This is a genomic window from Pseudomonas sp. NIBRBAC000502773 (genome assembly GCF_006517195.1).
In the GTDB taxonomy this organism is placed as follows: Bacteria; Pseudomonadota; Gammaproteobacteria; order Pseudomonadales; family Pseudomonadaceae; genus Aquipseudomonas; species Aquipseudomonas marginalis.
This window is the reverse complement of the sequence record NZ_CP041189.1, coordinates 1,990,033-2,010,087: the sequence shown is the minus strand read 5'-3', so window position 1 is coordinate 2,010,087 and position 20,055 is coordinate 1,990,033. Positions and strand designations below refer to the sequence as shown.

Annotated in this window: 23 protein-coding genes, 1 tRNA gene and 1 pseudogene; 23 read left to right on the top strand and 2 right to left on the bottom strand. The window is 58.3% G+C overall.

The genetic code is table 11. The features are described 5' to 3' along the window. Positions 1-86: 86 nt before the first annotated feature. Together NIBR502773_RS09265 and NIBR502773_RS09260 are read left to right on the top strand one after the other, a co-directional pair. A complete protein-coding gene (locus tag NIBR502773_RS09265; RefSeq protein WP_003175814.1) occupies positions 87-572 on the top strand; it encodes a YajQ family cyclic di-GMP-binding protein in 486 nt (161 codons plus the stop codon). Between the two features lie 135 nt (positions 573-707). Then, a complete protein-coding gene (locus NIBR502773_RS09260; RefSeq protein WP_027605532.1) occupies positions 708-1,550 on the top strand; it encodes a mechanosensitive ion channel family protein in 843 nt (280 codons plus the stop codon). Positions 1,551-1,740: 190 nt separating this feature from the next. On the opposite strand, the gene NIBR502773_RS09255 is transcribed toward NIBR502773_RS09260, so the two are convergent. Further along, on the bottom strand, positions 1,741-3,039 hold the full coding sequence (locus tag NIBR502773_RS09255) for an OprD family porin (protein WP_065939168.1): 1,299 nt from the start codon (positions 3,037-3,039) through the stop codon (positions 1,741-1,743). Between the two features lie 744 nt (positions 3,040-3,783). Between NIBR502773_RS09255 and NIBR502773_RS09250 the strand changes: the two genes are divergently transcribed. After that, complete coding sequence (locus NIBR502773_RS09250; protein ID WP_141155901.1) at positions 3,784-4,209, top strand: HIT domain-containing protein; 426 nt, start codon at positions 3,784-3,786, stop codon at positions 4,207-4,209. Positions 4,210-4,212: 3 nt separating this feature from the next. Then, positions 4,213-4,419, top strand: coding sequence for a SlyX family protein (locus NIBR502773_RS09245; RefSeq protein WP_027605535.1), 207 nt, complete (start codon positions 4,213-4,215; stop codon positions 4,417-4,419). Between the two features lie 69 nt (positions 4,420-4,488). On the opposite strand, the gene NIBR502773_RS31145 is transcribed toward NIBR502773_RS09245, so the two are convergent. After that, positions 4,489-5,091, bottom strand: a complete 603-nt coding sequence (locus tag NIBR502773_RS31145) for a cold-shock protein (RefSeq protein ID WP_005790922.1) — start codon at positions 5,089-5,091, stop codon at positions 4,489-4,491. A gap of 428 nt (positions 5,092-5,519) precedes the next feature. Between NIBR502773_RS31145 and NIBR502773_RS09235 the strand changes: the two genes are divergently transcribed. From NIBR502773_RS09235 to NIBR502773_RS09145, 19 genes and pseudogenes are all read left to right on the top strand, one after another. Next, complete coding sequence (locus tag NIBR502773_RS09235; protein ID WP_027605536.1) at positions 5,520-5,993, top strand: Dps family protein; 474 nt, start codon at positions 5,520-5,522, stop codon at positions 5,991-5,993. A 179-nt stretch (positions 5,994-6,172) separates the two neighbouring features. Next, on the top strand, positions 6,173-6,514 hold the full coding sequence (locus tag NIBR502773_RS09230; protein WP_065939167.1) for a ribbon-helix-helix domain-containing protein: 342 nt from the start codon (positions 6,173-6,175) through the stop codon (positions 6,512-6,514). 179 nt (positions 6,515-6,693) lie between these two features. Beyond that, complete coding sequence (locus NIBR502773_RS09225; protein WP_010208103.1) at positions 6,694-6,915, top strand: FmdB family zinc ribbon protein; 222 nt, start codon at positions 6,694-6,696, stop codon at positions 6,913-6,915. A 107-nt stretch (positions 6,916-7,022) separates the two neighbouring features. Further along, a complete protein-coding gene (gene aspS, locus NIBR502773_RS09220) occupies positions 7,023-8,798 on the top strand; it encodes an aspartate--tRNA ligase (RefSeq protein WP_141155900.1) in 1,776 nt (591 codons plus the stop codon). Positions 8,799-8,933: 135 nt separating this feature from the next. Further along, a complete protein-coding gene (locus NIBR502773_RS09215; RefSeq protein WP_027605539.1) occupies positions 8,934-9,680 on the top strand; it encodes a YebC/PmpR family DNA-binding transcriptional regulator in 747 nt (248 codons plus the stop codon). A 157-nt stretch (positions 9,681-9,837) separates the two neighbouring features. Next, positions 9,838-10,362, top strand: coding sequence for a crossover junction endodeoxyribonuclease RuvC (gene ruvC / locus NIBR502773_RS09210; RefSeq protein WP_027605540.1), 525 nt, complete (start codon positions 9,838-9,840; stop codon positions 10,360-10,362). Positions 10,363-10,429: 67 nt separating this feature from the next. After that, positions 10,430-11,041, top strand: a complete 612-nt coding sequence (ruvA, locus tag NIBR502773_RS09205; RefSeq protein WP_003175802.1) for a Holliday junction branch migration protein RuvA — start codon at positions 10,430-10,432, stop codon at positions 11,039-11,041. Then, a complete protein-coding gene (gene ruvB, locus NIBR502773_RS09200; protein WP_003193867.1) occupies positions 11,042-12,100 on the top strand; it encodes a Holliday junction branch migration DNA helicase RuvB in 1,059 nt (352 codons plus the stop codon). Between the two features lie 140 nt (positions 12,101-12,240). Next, positions 12,241-12,696 carry a tol-pal system-associated acyl-CoA thioesterase gene (gene ybgC / locus NIBR502773_RS09195; protein ID WP_124364183.1) on the top strand — a complete coding sequence of 152 codons (456 nt, stop codon included), beginning with the start codon at positions 12,241-12,243 and terminating at the stop codon, positions 12,694-12,696. Between the two features lies 1 nt (position 12,697). Further along, positions 12,698-13,393: a protein TolQ gene (gene tolQ, locus NIBR502773_RS09190; protein ID WP_015885609.1), complete on the top strand. Its 696-nt coding sequence runs from the start codon at positions 12,698-12,700 to the stop codon at positions 13,391-13,393. A gap of 23 nt (positions 13,394-13,416) precedes the next feature. Next, positions 13,417-13,869, top strand: coding sequence for a protein TolR (gene tolR / locus NIBR502773_RS09185; protein ID WP_161793227.1), 453 nt, complete (start codon positions 13,417-13,419; stop codon positions 13,867-13,869). Further along, entirely contained in the window at positions 13,869-14,942 is a 1,074-nt protein-coding gene (gene tolA, locus NIBR502773_RS09180; RefSeq protein ID WP_053135848.1) for a cell envelope integrity protein TolA, read from the top strand. The genes tolR and tolA overlap by 1 nt, the downstream gene beginning before the upstream one ends. A gap of 17 nt (positions 14,943-14,959) precedes the next feature. Continuing rightward, complete coding sequence (tolB, locus tag NIBR502773_RS09175; RefSeq protein WP_043293513.1) at positions 14,960-16,240, top strand: Tol-Pal system beta propeller repeat protein TolB; 1,281 nt, start codon at positions 14,960-14,962, stop codon at positions 16,238-16,240. A gap of 55 nt (positions 16,241-16,295) precedes the next feature. Beyond that, positions 16,296-16,796: a peptidoglycan-associated lipoprotein Pal gene (gene pal, locus NIBR502773_RS09170; RefSeq protein ID WP_003209827.1), complete on the top strand. Its 501-nt coding sequence runs from the start codon at positions 16,296-16,298 to the stop codon at positions 16,794-16,796. 6 nt (positions 16,797-16,802) lie between these two features. Beyond that, positions 16,803-17,638: pseudogene (gene ybgF, locus NIBR502773_RS09165) on the top strand (tol-pal system protein YbgF). Positions 17,639-17,801: 163 nt separating this feature from the next. Continuing rightward, positions 17,802-18,449, top strand: a complete 648-nt coding sequence (queE, locus tag NIBR502773_RS09160; protein ID WP_027605545.1) for a 7-carboxy-7-deazaguanine synthase QueE — start codon at positions 17,802-17,804, stop codon at positions 18,447-18,449. A 1-nt stretch (position 18,450) separates the two neighbouring features. Further along, complete coding sequence (queC, locus tag NIBR502773_RS09155) at positions 18,451-19,128, top strand: 7-cyano-7-deazaguanine synthase QueC (RefSeq protein WP_115487173.1); 678 nt, start codon at positions 18,451-18,453, stop codon at positions 19,126-19,128. A gap of 63 nt (positions 19,129-19,191) precedes the next feature. After that, positions 19,192-19,267, top strand: a tRNA-Lys gene (locus tag NIBR502773_RS09150). Between the two features lie 192 nt (positions 19,268-19,459). Beyond that, positions 19,460-20,038, top strand: a complete 579-nt coding sequence (locus NIBR502773_RS09145; protein ID WP_115487172.1) for an NAD(P)H-dependent oxidoreductase — start codon at positions 19,460-19,462, stop codon at positions 20,036-20,038. Positions 20,039-20,055: the final 17 nt, after the last annotated feature.

The following is a 20,055-nucleotide window of genomic DNA, read 5'->3' as shown; positions in this document are numbered from 1 at the left end:
ACGAAAGAACCGCTATAATGCCCCGGCATTTTAGCTCGGGCGCGCTCCATCTCTACTGAACCCGCCCCTTATATTGGAGAAATCACATGCCTTCGTTCGACGTGGTATCTGAACTGGACAAACACGAAGTCACCAACGCCGTCGAGAACGCCGTCAAGGAGCTGGACCGCCGCTATGACTTGAAAGGCAAGGGCAGCTTCGAATTCAAGGAAAAGGAACTGACCGTCAACCTGACCGCTGAAGCCGATTTCCAGCTGGAAGCGATGATCGAGATCCTCAAGTTGTCGCTGGTCAAGCGCAAGATCGACGCGCAGTGCCTTGAAATCAAGGACGCCTACGCCTCCGGCAAGCTGATGAAGCAGGAAGCCGTACTCAAGGAAGGTATCGACAAGGAGCTGGCGAAGAAGATCGTCGCCCATATCAAGGATGCCAAGCTGAAAGTCCAGGCTGCCATCCAGGGTGAGCAGGTTCGTGTCACCGGCAAGAAGCGTGATGACCTGCAGGAGGCCATTGCCGCCCTGCGCGCCAAGACCTTCGACATGCCGCTGCAGTTCAATAACTTCCGCGACTGATGGCACATTGGGGAACCTGTGGATGTTTTCGGCGTCCCACGCCCCAGAGCCAGCGCCTGCTCTTGAGCCCTACGGGGCTCATTTGCGTTTTCAGGCAGTCAATAAGCCGCACATCCGCCATACAGGAGAAGCTACATGGATTTAAACGCTGAAATGGATCACTTGATCAAGACCTCGCAGTCATGGATCCCGATGATCATGGAATACGGCAGCCGGGTGTTGCTGGCGGTGATCACCCTGGCCATTGGCTGGTGGCTGATCAACGTATTGACCCATCGCGTGGGCCGCCTGCTGGCCATGCGTAACGCGGACCTGGCGCTGCAGCACTTCATCACCAGCCTGGCGAACATTGCGCTGAAAGTCATGCTGATTGTCAGCGTGGCCTCGATGATCGGCGTGGCGACGACCTCGTTCGTGGCTGCCATCGGTGCCGCTACCCTGGCCATCGGCCTGGCGTTGCAAGGCAGCCTGGCCAACTTTGCCGGTGGCGTGCTGATCCTGTTGTTCCGCCCGTTCCGCATTGGTGACTGGATCGAAGCCCAGGGCACCTCCGGGACCGTCGATAGCATCCAAATCTTCCACACCGTGCTGCGTACCGGTGACAACAAAACCGTCATCGTGCCCAACGGCATCCTGTCCAACGGCATCATCACCAACACCAACCGTCAGCCGACCCGCAAGGTGGTGTTTGACGTGGGTGTGGACTACGAGGCGGATCTGCAAAAGGCCCGTGAAGTACTGCTGGACCTGGCAAAAGATCCGCGCGTACTGACGGATCCTGCTGCGGTGGCCGTGGTGTCGACCTTGGGCGATAGCTCGATCACGGTTTCCCTGCGCTGCTGGACCAATACCCCGGATTATTGGGATGTAGTGTTCATGCTGAATGAACTGGCGCGTGATCGTTTAAAGGCAGCGGGGATTGATATTCCATTTCCGCAGCGCGTTATTCGAGTGATGCAGGAAGCAGCTCCGAAGTAAGTGAAAGAAGCGCGTTTAACTTGGCCGAAAGGTCAGGTTAAACGTGTCACCTGAATCTAGTTAGTTAGCTTGCTAGTTATTTATTCGCTGAAATAAAACTGCAATAAAAAAGCCGCTCCCTTGTAAACAGGGGAGCGGCTTTTTTGTTTAAGGCCGAGGCCTTAAGTCATCGTTGTAATTGAACCGGCAATTACAAGATGTTCAGCGGGTAGTTTGCGATCAGACGCAGTTCGTCGATCGAAGGCGAACCGTAGTACACGCCATCGCCGGAGCGATAGGTCGCTTGACGCAGACGCAGGCTCAGGTTTTTGGCTGGACCGCTCTGGATCACGTACTTGGCTTCGATATCGCGTTCCCACTCTTTACCATTGTTAGTGGTGCCGGTGTCGGCGCCGCTACCGGTTATGTAACGAGTCATGAAGCTCAAACCAGGAACGCCAAAGGTTGCCATGTTGATGTCGTAACGTGCCTGGTAGGACTTCTCGCCTTCGGCGTTGAAGTCGGAACGGGCAACGGAGTTGGCCAGGAAGACCGTGCCGCCGCCGTCTACGCCGTAGCCGTAGTCGCCGTCGCCGGTAACCTTCTGGGCTGCCAGGGTGAACGTGTGAGCGCCGATGGTGTAGGCGCCCTGCAAGCTGAACGCGCGGTTGTCGAGCTTGGTCGTGCCATCTTTTTCGGCGCGCTGCAGGCCGGCACCGTCGCTCTTGGTGTCGTAGATGTTGAAGTCCAGAGCGAAGGACTGGTCATCGCTGAGCGCGTGGGTCCAGTTCACGTTGCTGTAGTACTTGCGGAAGTAGTCTTCGGTTTTAGCGTAGTACAGGCTGCCGGTGAGCTCTGGAGTGAACGAGTATACACCGCCGACAAAGTCGGTCTTGGTCAGGCCCAGGCTGTCATGAAACGTCTGGTTCTGCGCAACACTGGAAGTGAAGTGGCCGCCTTCCAGTTTCAGGCCCTTGATCTCGTTGCTGGTGATCGAGATACCTTGTGGCAGTTCCGGCAGCAGACGGCTGTCGTCGGAAGCGAACACAGGGGCTGTGGTGTATTGGTCACCGACTTTCAGCACGGTGTTGGAGAAGCGGAACTTGATGGCGCCGCCGCCTTTGGAGTAGTCGTCTTGCGAACGACCGTCGGAACCGGTGGGGAACAGCCCGGTGCCTGCGCGCCCCTTGCCACTGTCGAGCTTGACGCCCAGCAGGCCGATTGCATCGAAACCGACGCCGATAGTGCCTTGGGTGAAGCCCGATTCGAACAGTGCATTGAAGCCCAAGCCCGTTTCTTCAGCACGGCTTTTGCGCTTGCCGTTGACCGTGGCGTAGCCGTTCGCTGGTTCATTACGGAAATCGCGGCTGAAGTACAGCGCGCGAGTATTGATGCTGAACGTACTGTCTTCAACAAAGCCCTTGGAATCGTCCTGGGCGGACGCCATTGCGAACTGCGAGGTGCCTGCTGAAACAGCCAGGGCGATCATGCTCCACTTCATCACGCGCATCGTGATTTGCTCCTTTGGTTTTAGGAAGAGTACTGCCGTCCCACCTGTATTTTTATCTGGGCGGCTCTTTCTTTTTTGTGTCGGCGCAAAGTTATATCACGCAGACTCTATTGACGATACTTACCCATCTTTCCTTTCAGCTTCTTTACGAGGCTGTCGTAAATTGCTAGTTCCATGTCGCAAATTCACAGTCCGAATGTAACGGGACTGACAACTTCAATGCTGTTTTCAAACGCCTTTCAGCGTTTGTCGTCTTCCTTGGTATACATTGAAACGCCACTGTTATTTATCGCGAAACACTCACTTCCCTGCAGGTGCCGTTGTCGACGATAGGGGGGTGAATGCAACAAGCGCGCCCAAACCGGTAACTGAATGTCATTTTTTCGTGAAAAACGTTACGACGGGGTAAAAACCGCATAAGCACGGGCTTTTTACGCCGTTTGGTTTGGGCTTGACGCCCGTGTGTTACCGCTGTTCGGGGGTGCAAAAAAACCTTGCCCGAGAAAAACGTTACCGGTCCACCCCCATGAGTGGGTAGTTGGCGGATCTCTTTGAGGCACAAGTGGGTCATTTTGGTGCATCCCGGTGAGGCCCGAGTTAGCGTAGCTCAATTATTCGCCTGCATCGAAAGGGTGCGATTTTTTTCTCCGGATGCGCCGGGCTCCCCCGCATTCGCCGTGAAGCCGCCTGCATTCAAAGGTATGCTGGGCGCCAGAACTTGACCTGCCAAACGGAGTGCCCGTGGTGTTCGCCTTAGATCAACGCCTGCAACAAGACACACTGGTGATCGGGGACTTCCCGTTGTGCCGCCTGCTGCTGTCCAATGACTCGAATTACCCGTGGTTCATCCTGGTGCCACGCATCAACGGTATCAGTGAAGTGTTTCAGCTGGATGTCGTAGATCAACAGATCCTCTGGAAGGAAACTACGCTGCTGGCGCAGTTACTCAACGAAGGCCTGGACGCCGACAAGATGAATATCGGTGCGCTGGGCAATGTCGTCAGCCAGTTGCACGTGCATGTGATCGTACGCAAGCGTGATGACGCCGCGTGGCCTGCGCCGGTTTGGGGCAAGCATCCGGCCCAGCCGTACACTGAAGAACAAGTGGCGGCCATTCGTGTGCGCCTGCACGCGTTGCTGCCTGCCGACTTTATCTTTACCCAGGGTTGAACCATGGACTTGCAAGACCGCGTTACCGATCTGGAAAGCCGCCTGGCCTTTCAGGACGACACCATCGAGACCCTCAATGACATCCTGGTCGCCCAGCAGCGCGCGGTTGAACGCCTGCAGCTGCAGATGACCGCGCTGCTCAAGCGTCAGGAAGAAATGGGCGGCCAGTTCGAGACGTCCGAAGAAGAGGCGCCGCCACCGCACTATTAACCCGAGTGCAATAAAAAACCGCGACCCAGCCAAGGCTGGATCGCGGTTTTTTTGCTGCGACGGCTGGAATCAGCGACGCGGCAGGGCTGCGATCACGTCTTCGGCTTGCAGGCCTTTGTCGCGATTCATCACGGAGAACTCCACGCGCTGGCCTTCAACCAGGACGCGATGGCCTTCGCCACGGATAGCCCGGAAGTGGACGAAGATGTCGTCGCCCGAATCGCGGGAAATAAAGCCGAAGCCTTTGGAGGTGTTGAACCACTTGACGGTACCGGTATCCCGATTGGTCATGTCGTAGTTTTGCGACGCGGCCGCCGGGGACGAACGGTAGAAGCTGATGGCCAGGTGAAGAACGATGGCGACCACAGCAATCACCAGGCTGAGCAGGATGGCCGGATGGCCGCCCACTTCAGGCATAGGTGCCAGGAGGGTGAGGGTTTGTACGACAACGGTCAGTACCAGCAGCGCGCTGACCAGGTTTTGCAGTTGATGACGCGTGCCTTTGTTCCAGTAAGGGATTACGGGAGCGAGCGTCAGGTTAAGAAGGCCGAACAAGGCCAGGTACAGAGCGTCGTGTTGTTGCAGGTAGGGCAGGCTTTCAGGCTGCAGGCTCGGGATAAAGGACAGCAGCAACGCTGCAACGCCCGTTAGCAGGTGGACGATTTTCAACATTTTGATTAACTCACGTTAAGACGGATCACAAGGAAGAGCTGACTGGCACGGTTCGCTTCTGAACAATGGGAGGCGTTGGGCACGTGCACGGGTATCAGCCTATGCCGCTTGCCGTGGAAATTAACGACGGCGACACGCTGCCTATTTAACAGCAAAGGCCGTGCCTACTCAAATCGAGCATTTACCGGGCTTTAAAGGGCCTTGGCATTTATGCGGGAAATGCTTGTCCTAGACATGTGCAGGGGGTTCTTGCGGCCTTAAAAGAAATTTCCGACGTGCCCAAAGGCTTGTACTGCACGGGCTGACAGGTCGTGCAGGGGCGATTTGCCGCATGTCGCCCGAGGGTGTCGGGCTGCGTCTCTGCGCCGCTCTTGCTAGAGTGGTCGTGCACCTGATCAATGAATGCTTGTCAATTGAAGGGGATAAACATGGCAATCGATATCGGTATCAGTGAAGAAGATCGTAAATCCATCGTCGATGGGCTTTCACGACTGCTCTCCGATACCTATGTACTGTACCTGAAGACCCACAACTTCCATTGGAACGTCACGGGCCCCATGTTCCGTACGCTGCACCTGATGTTCGAAGAGCAGTACAACGAACTGGCGCTGGCGGTGGACGCCATAGCCGAGCGTATCCGTGCCCTGGGCTTCCCGGCACCGGGCGCCTATTCGATCTACGCCCGTCTTTCCTCCATCAAGGAAGAAGAGGGTGTTCCCAGCGCAGAAGAGATGATCAAGCAACTGGTGGCGGGCCAGGAGGCGGTCACGCGTACCGCACGCGGTATTTTCCCGTTGCTCGACAAGGTCAGTGATGAGCCGACCGCGGACCTGCTGACCCAGCGCATGCAGGTTCACGAGAAAACCGCGTGGATGCTGCGCTCCCTGCTCGAAAACCAGTAAACGTCACCCACAGTGGCGCCGTTGTGGCGCCACTTGCTTGTTTCCACGCATTTCCTGGCGTTGTCCTACGCCTATCAACGCCCCGTCTTCTGGCTGCCTGCTTCGTCCTGCTGTCTTATAGGGCCATTGTCCAATGGGAGAGCCCATGGGCTGTTGTTTGGCAATGGAGTGTCAGGTGTATGTCACGTGGAGTGGATGTGGGAGTGATGGAAACCGGTGGTTTCCACAAGATAAGCGTCGACCCCTTCGCCAAGGGGTTCGATATGGGGCTGGCCAAGCCATTGTCCCGATCGGTAAGGCTCAATGGGTTTTCCACTTGTCTTCGGCTTGAGCAGATCTATTGGAATATCCTCACGGAAATAGCCAGGATCAATGCCTGCTCTGTCAGCGCATTGCTGTCCTATGTCGATCGGGAAGTGCACCTCCGGTATGGAGGAGTGAAGAACTTCAGTGGGTTGGTCAGGGTGGTGTGTGTGGTTCATCTGTTAAAAGGCCGTGCCGTCTCAGCCAACCTTGAGTAATCGGCACGTCCCGGGGCAGGTCCGCCGTGGAGGTGGACCAGGCTCCGGGCAGAAAGCCGGCTGCGCTGCCTTGATTTACCAGATATAATCCCGCGCTTTGCTGCTGCCGGGGCTTTCTCCCTCTGCTCTCTATCAAGAGCGGGCGCGGCACAGTAACGATCGACCGCCGAGACATCGCCATGCCCATGTACGACTATCAATGTGCTTCCTGTGGACATCAGTTGGAAGCCATCCAGAAGATCAGCGCAGCGCCGCTGGTCGATTGCCCGGCCTGCCAGGCGCCCGAGCTCAAGAAGATGTTGTCCATGCCGGGCTTCCGCCTGAGCGGCAGCGGCTGGTACGAGACCGATTTCAAGACCGGTTCGAAGAAGAACCTGGCGGGCGGCGACAAAGCAGACTGAGTTGAACTCCATGCGCAGGCTCCTGCATTATCCGTCCCCTGCTTTAATGTACGGTGACGAGGCAGACCTCCACCGAATTTCGAATTACGAGAAGTGAAACCACTACCATGATGCGCAGCCACTATTGCGGCCAACTGAACGAGACCCTGGATGGTCAGGAAATCACCCTTTGCGGATGGGTTCACCGTCGCCGCGACCACGGCGGGGTGATCTTCCTCGATATCCGTGATTGTGATGGCCTGGCCCAGGTGGTATTCGATCCGGACCGCGCCGAGAGCTTCGCCGCCGCTGACCGTGTGCGCAGCGAGTACGTCGTGAAGATCACCGGCAAGGTTCGCCTGCGTCCGGCCGGTGCCGTGAACGCGAACATGGCGTCCGGTGCGATCGAAGTGCTGGGCTACGAGCTGGAAGTACTGAACGAATCGGAAACCCCGCCGTTCCCGTTGAACGAATACTCCGACGTCGGCGAAGAAACCCGCCTGCGCTACCGCTTCCTGGACCTGCGTCGTCCGGAAATGGCCGAGAAGCTGCGCCTGCGTTCGCGCATGACCACCAGCATCCGCCGCTTCCTCGACGAGAACGGCTTCCTTGACGTCGAAACACCTATCCTGACCCGGGCCACCCCGGAAGGCGCGCGTGACTACCTGGTGCCTAGCCGTACCCACGCCGGCAGTTTCTTCGCCTTGCCGCAGTCGCCGCAGCTGTTCAAGCAACTGCTGATGGTGGCCGGCTTCGACCGTTACTACCAGATCGCCAAGTGCTTCCGTGACGAAGACCTGCGCGCCGACCGCCAGCCGGAATTCACCCAGATCGACATCGAGACCAGCTTCCTCGATGAGAAAGAGATCATGGGCATCACCGAGCAGATGATCCGCAACCTGTTCAAGGAAGTACTGGACCTGGAGTTCGGCGAATTCCCGCACATGACCTTCGAAGAGGCCATGCGCCGCTACGGTTCGGACAAGCCAGACCTGCGTAACCCGCTGGAACTGGTGGACGTGGCCGACCAGCTCACCGAAGTTGATTTCAAGGTGTTCAGCGGCCCGGCCAACGACCCGAAATGCCGCATCGCCGCCCTGCGAGTGCCTGGCGGCGCGAGCATGCCGCGCAAGCAGATCGACGACTACACCAAGTTCGTCGGCATCTACGGTGCCAAGGGCCTGGCGTACATCAAGGTCAACGAGCGCGCGAAGGGCGTTGAAGGCCTGCAGTCGCCAATCGTGAAGAACATCCCGGAAGCCAACCTCAATGTGATCCTGGATCGCGTGGGCGCGGTCGATGGCGACATCGTGTTCTTCGGCGCCGACAAAGCCAAGATCGTCAGCGAAGCCTTGGGCGCTCTGCGGATCAAGCTGGGCCACGACCTGGACCTGCTGACCTGCAAGTGGGCTCCGATGTGGGTCGTCGACTTCCCGATGTTCGAAGAGAACGACGACGGCAGCTTCAGCGCCTTGCACCACCCGTTCACCGCGCCGAAGTGCTCGCCTGAAGAGCTGGAAGCCAACCCGGCAGGCGCGCTGTCCCGCGCCTATGACATGGTGTTGAACGGTACTGAGCTGGGTGGCGGTTCGATCCGTATCCACCGCAAAGAGATGCAGCAAGCGGTCTTCCGCCTGCTGGGCATCAACGAAGCGGAACAGGAAGAGAAATTCGGCTTCCTGCTCGACGCCCTGAAATACGGCGCGCCGCCCCACGGTGGCCTGGCTTTCGGCCTCGACCGCCTGGTGATGCTGATGACCGGTGCCCAGTCGATCCGTGAAGTGATCGCCTTCCCGAAAACCCAGAGTGCTGCGGACGTCATGACCCAGGCTCCGGGTGTGGTGGATGCCAAGGCATTGCGCGAGCTGCATATCCGCCTGCGCGAGACGCCGAAGGCTGAGTAAGGCTGCTGCGTGAAAGCGCACTGAGGTTTACGCAGTCTAAAAAGGCGCATCTTCGGATGCGCCTTTGCGTTACAAGGGGTGTATCCCACCCGGGGTGGGGTTGATAAGGTTTCTAGAGAATTTCGGAGTTGTGTTATGGCTGGCCATTCCAAGTGGGCGAACATCAAGCACCGCAAAGAGCGTCAGGATGCCAAGAAAGGCAAGATTTTTACCAAGTGGATCCGTGAGCTGACAGTCGCTGCCCGCCAGGGCGGTGGTGATCCGGGCTCCAACCCGCGTCTGCGCCTGGCCCTGGACAAGGCCCTCGGTGCGAACATGAGTCGCGACATTATCGACCGTGCCGTGGCCCGTGGGGCCGGCGCTGCCGACACCGATGACATGGTCGAGTTGACCTACGAAGGCTACGGCCCGGGTGGCGTGGCGGTGATGGTCGAATGCATGACCGATAACCGCAACCGTACAGCCGCCGCCGTGCGTCATGCGTTCAGCAAGTGTGGCGGTAACCTGGGGACTGACGGTTCGGTGGCCTACCTGTTCGAACGCAAGGGGCAGATCTCCTTCGCGCCGGGCGTGGATGAAGATGCGCTGATGGAAGCGGCGATGGAGGCGGATGCCGACGACGTGGTGACCAACGAAGATGGCTCCATCGACGTGTTTACCTCGTTCGCTGGTTTCTACGCCGTGCGTAACGCCCTGGAAGCGGCCGGTTTCAAAGGCTCCGACGCCGAGATCGTGATGCTGCCGACCACCAGTGCCGAACTGGACCTGGACGGCGCACAGAAGGTGTTGAAGATGCTCGATATGCTTGAAGACCTGGATGACGTGCAAAACGTGTATTCCAACGCCGACATCCCGGAATCCGTGGCCGAACAGCTAGGCTGAAGAATGACGTAGATCCAAATGTGGGAGGGGGCTTGCTCCCGATGGCGGTGTATCAGTCAGCCTATGTCTAACTGGACGATCGCCATCGGGAGCAAGCCCCCTCCCACATTAGAACTACGATGTATCAAAAAATGTGTTTATCCGACCTGCAGGCGTTATGACTTTAATCCTAGGTATCGACCCCGGTTCGCGCATCACCGGTTTTGGTGTGGTGCAACACACCCCGCGCGGCTGCGTCTACGTCGCTTCGGGTTGTATCCGTACCGGCGCGGGCGAGTTGGCTGAGCGACTGCAGATCGTCTATCGCGGCGTGCGTGAAGTGATCCAGACCTACGGACCGGTGACCATGGGCATCGAAAAGGTATTCATGGCAAAAAACGCAGATTCGGCGTTGAAGCTCGGCCAGGCCCGTGGCGCGGCCATCGTCGCCGGCGCCGAGGAGGGCATGGAGATCGCCGAGTACACCGCGACCCAGGTCAAGCAGTCCGTGGTCGGCACCGGCGCGGCCAATAAAGAGCAGGTGCAGATGATGGTCATGCACATGCTCAAGCTCACCTCAAAACCGCAGATCGATGCCTCCGACGCCCTGGCCATTGCCATTTGCCATGCGCACACGCGCTCCAGCCTGTTGCCTCACGGCTTGGGCACGGCACGCAGTCGTGGCGGGCGCCTGCGTCTCTGATAGCATCAGCGCAATCGTTATTTCCGGTCAGGCCTCGCTCTGACCCCAAGCTTTAAGGATCTGAACCGTGATTGGACGCTTGCGCGGCACCCTGGCTGAGAAACAGCCGCCGCACCTGATTCTGGATGTAAACGGGCTGGGGTATGAGCTGGAAGTGCCCATGACCACCCTGTATCGCCTGCCGTCGGTCGGTGAACCCATAACGCTGCATACCCATCTGGTGGTGCGCGAAGATGCGCAACTACTCTATGGTTTCATTGGCAAGCGTGACCGCGACTTCTTCCGCGAGTTGATTCGCCTCAATGGCGTGGGGCCTAAATTGGCCCTGGCGTTGATGTCGAGCCTGGAAGTGGATGAGCTGGTACGTGCCGTGTCGGCCCAGGACACCTCGGCGCTGACCAAGGTGCCGGGCGTCGGCAAGAAAACCGCCGAGCGCCTGCTGGTAGAACTCAAGGACCGCTTCAAGGCCTGGGAGGTGGTGCCGAGCATGTTCGCCCTGGTGCCGAACCAGCCGGATATGCCGGCGGGCCAGGTCGCGAGTGCTGAAAGCGACGCCGTCAGTGCGCTGATCTCCCTGGGTTACAAACCCCAGGAGGCCAGCAAGGCCGTCTCGGCCATCAAGGACAAGAACCTGAGCAGCGAAGATATGATCCGCCGAGCCCTGAAGGGAATGATTTAAGTGATTGAAGCTGATCGTCTGATCGCGGCCACCGGCCCGCGCGACCGTGAAGAAGTCCAGGACCGCGCCATCCGCCCCCTGAGCCTGGCCGAATACATCGGCCAGCCCACCGTGCGTGAACAGATGGAGTTGTTTATCCAGGCCGCGCGCGGGCGCAGTGAGTCCCTTGACCACACCCTGATCTTCGGTCCTCCAGGGTTGGGTAAAACCACCCTGGCCAACATCATTGCCCAGGAAATGGGCGTGTCGATCAAGTCCACCTCCGGCCCGGTGCTGGAGCGGCCAGGTGATTTGGCGGCGTTGCTCACCAACCTCGAGCCCCATGATGTGCTGTTCATCGACGAGATCCATCGGCTCTCGCCAATCGTCGAGGAAGTCCTGTACCCGGCGATGGAAGATTTCCAGCTCGACATCATGATCGGCGAAGGCCCGGCGGCGCGCTCGATCAAGCTCGACCTGCCACCGTTCACGCTGGTGGGCGCGACGACCCGTGCGGGCATGCTGACCAACCCGCTGCGAGACCGTTTCGGCATTGTTCAACGTCTTGAGTTCTACAGCACCGCAGATCTGGCGACCATCGTCAGCCGTTCGGCCAGTATTCTCGGCTTGCCCCTGGACCCGGAAGGCGCGTTCGAAATTGCCCGTCGGGCCCGGGGCACGCCACGGATTGCCAACCGCCTGCTGCGTCGCGTGCGTGACTTTGCCGAAGTCCGGGCCAAGGGGCATATCACCAAGGCCGTGGCGGACCTGGCCCTGAACCTGCTGGATGTGGACGAGCACGGCTTCGATCATCAGGATCGACGTCTACTCTTGACCATGATCGAGAAGTTCGACGGCGGTCCGGTGGGTGTCGACAGCTTGGCGGCGGCCATCAGTGAAGAGCGCCATACCATCGAGGATGTGCTGGAACCGTACCTGATCCAGCAGGGCTACATCATGCGCACGCCAAGGGGGCGAGTGGTGACGCGCCATGCCTATCTGCACTTCGGGCTAAACATTCCGTCACGATTGGGTGAGATGCCCGTGGTAGACGAATTCCTTGATGCAGTAGACGATTAAAAGCTTCACGCCAGTCGATTTATTCGATGTTTGTGCTGTCCTAGTGGCTGGTGTCGTCATTCAGTCACTGGATATGTTTTTCGAGAATGAAAAAACAGTTGCCCCAGCGGATTGGCAACCTGAGGAGTAAGCACTAGAGTATGCGCGCGCAAAACGGGGATCAGTCGTTCGCACATCGCTGTCGCGTTTATTACGAGGACACCGATGCCGGCGGCATCGTGTATTACGTCAACTATCTCAAGTTCATGGAGCGGGCTCGTACCGAGCGGCTACGGGAGCTGGGCTTTGCCCAATCCCTGCTGGCAGGGGAGGACCTGTTATTCGTCGTGCATTCCAGCGAGGCGCGCTACCACGCACCGGCGCGACTGGACGACGAGTTGCTGGTCAGCGCTGAAGTAATCGAATTGAACCGTGCCAGCCTGCGTTTCAAGCAGCAGGTCAGGCGGGCAACGGATGCAACGCTGCTCTGTGAGGGGCAGTTCCTGGTGGCGTGTGTGCGCACCAACAGTTTGAAACCTCGGGCCATTCCCGAAACTCTACGTGCGGCCTTTGCCGCCGTGAGCGGCGCGGGTAAACAATCAAAGCAGGAGATTTAGCGTGGAACCTACCGTCGTCGACCATTCCTCCATGTGGAGCCTGGTCAGCAATGCCAGTGTCGTGGTTCAACTGGTGATGCTGACCCTGGTAGCCGCATCGGTTACCTCTTGGGTCATGATTTTTCAGCGCAGCAACCTGCTGCGCGCCGGTCGACGTGCCCTGGAGAGCTTTGAAGAGCGCTTCTGGTCGGGTATCGACCTGTCCAAGCTGTACCGCCAGGCCGGCAGTAACCCGGACCCGGATTCGGGCGTCGAGCAGATCTTCCGCGCCGGCTTCAAGGAATTCTCGCGCCTGCGCCAGCAGCCCGGTGTTGATCCGGAAGCGGTCATGGAAGGCGTGGCCCGTGCCATGCGCGTCGCCATTTCCCGTGAAGAAGAGAAACTGGAGCAGAGCCTGCCGTTCCTCGCTACCGTCGGTTCCGTCAGCCCGTACATCGGCCTGTTCGGTACCGTGTGGGGGATCATGAACTCGTTCCGCGGCCTGGCCCAGGCCCAGCAAGCGACCCTGGCCACCGTGGCCCCGGGTATTGCCGAAGCCCTGATCGCCACCGCGATCGGCCTGTTCGCCGCTATCCCCGCAGTAATCGCCTACAACCGCTTTGCTGCCACCAGCGAAACGTTGATCGGCCGTTACTACACCTTCGCCGATGAATTCCAGGCGATCCTGCACCGTAAAGTGCACACCAGCGAAGAATAAGCAGGTAATTCCCAATGGCTTTAATCGCTCGAGCTCGCAAAAAGCGCAAGCCGGTCGCCGAGATGAACGTAGTGCCCTACATCGACGTGATGCTGGTGCTGCTGGTGATCTTCATGGTGACCGCGCCGATGCTCAACCAGGGCGTGAAGGTTGATCTGCCCAAGGTTTCCAGTGAAGCCTTGCCGCAGGACAACAACACTCAGGTCCTGACCATTTCGATCAAGGCTGACAAGACCTATTACTGGAACCTTGGCAGCGAAGTCGACACGCAGAAACAGCAGGACAAGGCCTTGACCCTGCCGGCGATGACCGATGCGGTGACCAAGATCATTCGCTCCGGCAACGAAGGCGGCAAGCACACCCAGGTGTTCATCCGCGGCGACAAGTCGGTCGACTACGGTTCCGTCATGGGCGCCATGGGCGGGCTGCAGAAGGCCGGCGTCGGTAACGTTGGCTTGATTACTGAGGCGCCCTGATGCACCAACAGCGAGAGCCGTCCGCCTCGGAAAGCTTCTTCTGGCCTAGCGTCTGGGCAATTGCCCTGCACGTCCTGGTCTTTGGCATGCTGTTCGTCAGCTTTGCCATGACCCCGGATCTGCCGCCAGCCAAGCCGATCGTGCAGGCGACCCTGTATCAGCTGAAATCGAAAAGCCAGGCCACCACCCAGACCAATCAGAAGATTGCGGGTGAGGCCCAGAAGTCGGCTGCGCGCCAGACTGAAGTCGAACAGATGGAACAGAAGAAGGTCGAGCAGGAAGCGGTGAAGGCTGCTGCGGAACAAAAGAAAGAAGAGGCGGCTCAAAAGGCCGAGGAATCGAAAAAGGCTGACGAAGCCAAGAAGGCCGACGAGGCGAAAAAGGCTGATGAAGCCAAGAAAGCCGAGAAAGCTGCCGAAGCTAAAAAAGCTGAAGAGAAACAATTGGCTGATATAGCCAAGAAGAAATCTGAAGAAGAAGCCAAGAAGGCTGCCGAAGAAGAGGCCAAGAAAAAGGCCGCTGAAGACGCCAAGAAGAAAATAGTCGAAGACGCGAAGAAAAAAGCCGCCGAAGACGCCAAGAAAAAAGCTGAAGCAGACGAGGCGAAGAAGAAAATCGCCGACGACGCGAAGAAGAAAGCTGCCGCCGATGCCACCAAGAAAAAGGCCCAGGAAGCAGCGCGTAAATCCGCCGAAGAGAAAAAGGCCCAGGCCTTGGCAGATTTGCTCTCCGACACGCCGCAGCGTCAGCAAGCCTTGGCCGATGAACGTGGCGATGAAGTCGCGGGCAGTTTCGACGACCTGATTCGGGCGCGGGCAGCAGAAGGCTGGACACGTCCACCTTCGGCACGCAAAGGCATGACAGTAGTGCTGCAGATCGGCATGTTGCCGGACGGTACGGTGACTTCGGTCAGCGTGGCCAAGTCCAGTGGTGACGGTTCGTTCGACAGTTCGGCGGTTGCCGCGGTCAAGAATATTGGCCGGTTGACCGAGATGCAGGGAATGAAACCAAGCGACTTCGCTCCCTATCGTTCATTCAAGATGACATTCACACCTGAGGATCTAGCCTTGTGAGAAACCTTCTTCGAGGAATGCTTGTCGTTATTTGCTGTATGGCAGGGATAGCGGCGGCGGATGAAAAGAACATCCTGGTCACCAGCGGCAGCGATCGGGCTACCCCGATCGCGGTAGTGCCGTTTGGCTGGCAGGGCGGCAGCGTGCTGCCGGACGACATGGCCCAGATCGTCAGCGACGACCTGCGCAACTCCGGTTACTACGCACCGATTCCGAAAGGCAACATGATCAGCCAGCCCACCCAGGCCAGCGAAGTCATCTTCCGTGATTGGAAAGCGGTGGGCGCGCAGTACCTGATGGTCGGCAGCATCACGCCGGCCGGCGGTCGCCTGCAGATCCAGTACACCTTGTTCAACGTGGCCACCGAGCAGCAGGTCCTGACCGGCAGCGTATCGGGTACCGCCGAACAACTGCGCGACATGGCCCACTACATCTCGGACCAGTCGTTTGAAAAACTCACCGGTATCAAGGGGGCGTTCTCGACACGCCTGCTTTATGTAACGGCCGAGCGTTTCTCCGTAGACAACACTCGCTACACCCTGCAGCGTTCGGACTACGACGGTGCGCGGGCAGTGACCTTGCTGCAATCCCGTGAGCCAATCCTGTCGCCGCGCTTCGCGCCGGACGGCAAGCGTATTGCCTACGTGTCTTTCGAACAGAAGCGTCCGCGTATCTTCGTCCAGCACATCGATACTGGCCGTCGTGAGCAGATCACCAACTTCGAAGGCCTCAACGGTGCACCGGCCTGGTCGCCGGATGGTTCGCGCCTGGCATTCGTACTGTCCAAGGACGGCAACCCGGACATCTACGTGATGAACATGGCTTCGCGCCAGATCAGCCGCGTGACCAGCGGTCCTGGTATCAACACCGAACCGTTCTGGGGCAAGGATGGTTCGACCATCTACTTCACCTCGGACCGCGGCGGCAAGCCACAGATCTACAAGACGAGCGTTGGCGGCGGGGGTGCGGAACGCGTGACCTTTATCGGTAACTACAACGCCAATCCTAAGCTTTCGGCTGATGAAAAGACGTTGGTGATGATTCACCGTCAGGATGGTTTCACTAATTTCCGGGTTGCGGCCCAGGATTTGCAGCGTGGAACGGTAAAAATCCTCACAGATACCAACCTTGATGAGTCAGCTACTGTTGCGCCCAACGGCACCATGGTAATCTACGCCACCCGCCAGCAGGGCCGGGGAGTCTTGATGCTCGTGTCCATTAATGGACGCGTAAGGCTCCCGCTTCCTACCGCACAAGGCGAAGTCAGAGAACCGTCCTGGTCCCCTTACCTGAACTGACGCGGCGCTACAAAAAGAAGTACTTAACACACTGGGGTTCATTAGGAGTTTCACGATGGAAATGCTGAAGTTTGGTAAGTTTGCTGCTCTGGCTCTGGCTCTGTCCGTAGCCGTTGGTTGCTCGTCTAAAGGCGGCGACAATGCCGGTGAAGGCGCAGCTGTTGATCCAAACGCTGGTTACGGCGCTAACACTGGTGCAGTTGACGGCTCCCTGAGCGAAGAAGCTGCTCTGCGCGCTATCACCACTTTCTACTTCGAATACGACAGTTCGGACCTGAAGCCAGAAGCCATGCGCGCTCTGGACGTTCACGCGAAGGACCTGAAAGCTAACGGCGCTCGCGTTGTTCTGGAAGGTAACACTGACGAACGTGGTACTCGTGAGTACAACATGGCACTGGGCGAGCGTCGTGCGAAAGCCGTTCAGCGCTACCTGGTACTGCAAGGTGTTGCTCCAGGCCAACTGGAACTGGTTTCCTACGGTAAAGAGCGTCCAGTTGCTACTGGCCACGACGAGCAGTCCTGGGCTCAAAACCGTCGCGTCGAACTGCGTAAGTAATTCGTCATGCGAACGTGCCGTCGTGCTCTAACTGTATTGGCTCTCAGCCTCGCCCCGCTTGCGGTGTGGGCTGCGGTTCCTGTGGAAGACAGCAACTCTGGCTATAACAATAGCGGGAGCAGCTATCCGCCAGCGGGTTATGGCACGAACGGCGCCTATGCTGGGGGGCGGCTACGTCCGCTCCCTCGGCACAGGGCGAACTGTTCAACCAGCTGCAACGCATGCAGGATCAATTGGCGCAGCAACAAGGCACCATTGAAGTTCTGCAAAATGAGGTGCGTCAGCTGAAGCAGGAAGGCCTGGAGCGTTACCAGGATCTTGATCGACGTATAGGAGCCGGTGTTACACCTGCCGCTACTCCTGATAATTCTTCTGCCGGTGGCGCGCCCAGCGCGGCTATCGGTGGTGCAGCAGCAGGGGCCGCCGCTGCGAGCCAAGCCCCTGCCGCCAGCAGTGAACCGGGTGATCCGGCGAAGGAAAAGCTGTATTACGATGCAGCCTTCGACCTGATCAAGGCCAAGGATTTCGATAAGGCCAGCAAAGCCTTTACCGCCTTCCTGGGCCGCTACCCAAACAGCCAGTACGCGGGCAATGCCCAATACTGGTTGGGCGAGGTGAATCTGGCAAAGGGTGATCTGCAGGGGGCGGGCCAGGCATTTGCCAAGGTCAGTCAACTGTACCCCAAGCACGCCAAGGTGCCCGACTCGCTGTATAAACTCGCTGACGTAGAACGCCGCCTGGGTCATACCGACAAGGTCAAAGGCATTCTGCAGCAGGTCGTAGCCCAATATCCGGGTACCTCCGCTGCACAGTTGGCCCAACGGGATCTGCAACGCTTGTAAGCGATGCAGCCGTTTAGAAGAAACCCGCGCCTGGCGCGGGTTTTTTCGTTAGAATCCACGCCCTTTTATGACACACGCTTCCTGGGGCCTACGCGTTGGCGGGGTTCTTTGAAGTGCCTGACGGAGGCGGACAGCCTGTTTAGCTGTTACGCCCGTGGCGACTATGCAAGACACATTACGCATCACCGAAGTTTTTTACTCGTTACAGGGTGAAACGCGAACCGCTGGCTTGCCCACGGTTTTTGTGCGCCTGACCGGTTGCCCCTTGCGTTGCCAATACTGTGACAGCGCCTACGCCTTCAGTGGCGGCACCGTGCGCACCCTCGAAGACATCCTGGAACAGGTTGCCGGCTACCGGCCCCGCTACGTCTGTGTAACGGGTGGCGAGCCCCTGGCCCAGCCCAACGCCATCCCCTTGCTCAAACAGCTGTGTGATGCCGGTTACGAGGTCTCCCTGGAAACCAGCGGGGCCCTGGATATTTCCGCGGTAGACCCGCGTGTCAGCCGAGTGGTTGACCTCAAGACGCCGGGCTCCAAGGAAGTGCACCGCAACCGCTACGAGAACATCGAACTGCTGACGCCCAACGATCAGGTCAAGTTCGTGATTTGTTCCCGTGAAGACTATGACTGGGCCAACTCCAAGCTGATCCAGTACGGCCTTGATCGCCGTGCCGGTGAGGTGTTGTTCTCTCCCAGCCACCACGACCTGAACGCGCGCGATCTGGCCGACTGGGTGGTTGCCGATAACCTGCCCGTACGCCTGCAATTGCAGCTGCATAAATACCTGTGGAACGACGAACCGGGGCGCTGAGATGACTGATCAAAAGCGCGCGGTCATCCTGCTGTCCGGTGGCCTCGACTCCGCAACGTTAGTGGCCATGGTTCGCGCCGAAGGCTACAGCTGTTACACCATGAGCTTCGACTACGGTCAGCGCCACCGTGCCGAACTGGAGGCAGCCGCCCGTGTGGCCCGAGACCTGGGCGTGGTCGAACACAAGGTGATTGGCCTGAACCTCGACGGCATGGGTGGCTCGGCCTTGACCGACAGCACTATCGACGTCCCTGAGAGCTCCACCCAAGGCATCCCGGTTACCTACGTACCGGCACGCAACACGGTGTTCCTGTCCCTGGCGCTGGGCTGGGCGGAGGTTCTGAATGCCCGGGACATCTTCATCGGGGTTAATGCCCTTGATTACAACGGCTACCCGGACTGCCGCCCCGAATACGTCGAGTCGTTCGAGCGTATGGCCAATTTGGCGACAAAAGCCGGGGTAGAAGGGCAGGGTTTCCGGATCCAGGCACCGCTGCAAAATCTGAGCAAGGCCGCTATCGTGAAGGCTGGCGTAGGACTTGGTGTCGATTACGCGCTGACAGTTTCCTGCTATCAGGCAGACGATGACGGCCGTGCCTGTGGGAAATGCGACAGCTGCCGACTGCGTGCAGAGGGCTTCCAAATGGCCGGAATTACGGACCCGACGCGTTATTTCTGATTTATTTCAAATAAGGTGTTGAATAATCCTTAGAAATCAGTATTATACGCGCCACCACACAGCGGGTCGTTAGCTCAGTTGGTAGAGCAGTTGGCTTTTAACCAATTGGTCGTAGGTTCGAATCCCACACGACCCACCATTTTTGGCGGTTTAGAAAATCCGGAAGGCCCACGCAAGTGAGGATTTCCGGGTTTTTTTTTGCCTGCGATTTGGTGCTTACCTGCCGGTGCGCAATGCACCCAAGCTATACCAGCATTTGGCAAACCTCCCTGTTGACTCTCCTGTTACGGGCACACCCTATCCTGCCCGCTCGACTTTTCAGGATGAAGTGATGATGAGCAAGCGAGTACTGGTGATTCTGGGACACCCCTCAACCGACAGTTTCTGTGGGGCATTGACCGACACCTATGTGAAGGCGGCCACAGAGGCCGGGCACGATGTGCGTCTGTTACGCCTGGATGCTCTGCGGTTTGATCCAGTGCTGCACGATGGTTACAAACAGGTTCAGTTGCTGGAGCCCGATCTGCTCAAGGCCCAGGCCGATATCACCTGGGCTGAGCACCTGGCGTTTATCTATCCCATCTGGTGGGGCGGAATTCCGGCCCTGATGAAAGGCTTCTTCGATCGGATATTCCTTCCCGGATTTGCCTTCAAGTACCGCGAAGGCAAAGCCTTTCCCGACAAGCTTTTGAAGGGGCGCACGGCTCACCTGCTGGTCACGATGGATACCCCGCCGTGGTACTACAAGTGGGTCTACTGCATGCCGGGCCTGCACCAGATGCGCAAGACTACCCTGGAGTTCTGCGGCATCAAACCATTGAAGACCCTCACGTTCGGGCCGATCCTCGGTTCCGGCGACTCCCAGCGCGAAGCCTGGCTCAAGCAAGCCCAGGCTATCGCTTGCCGCTGACATAGCCGTTGCACAGC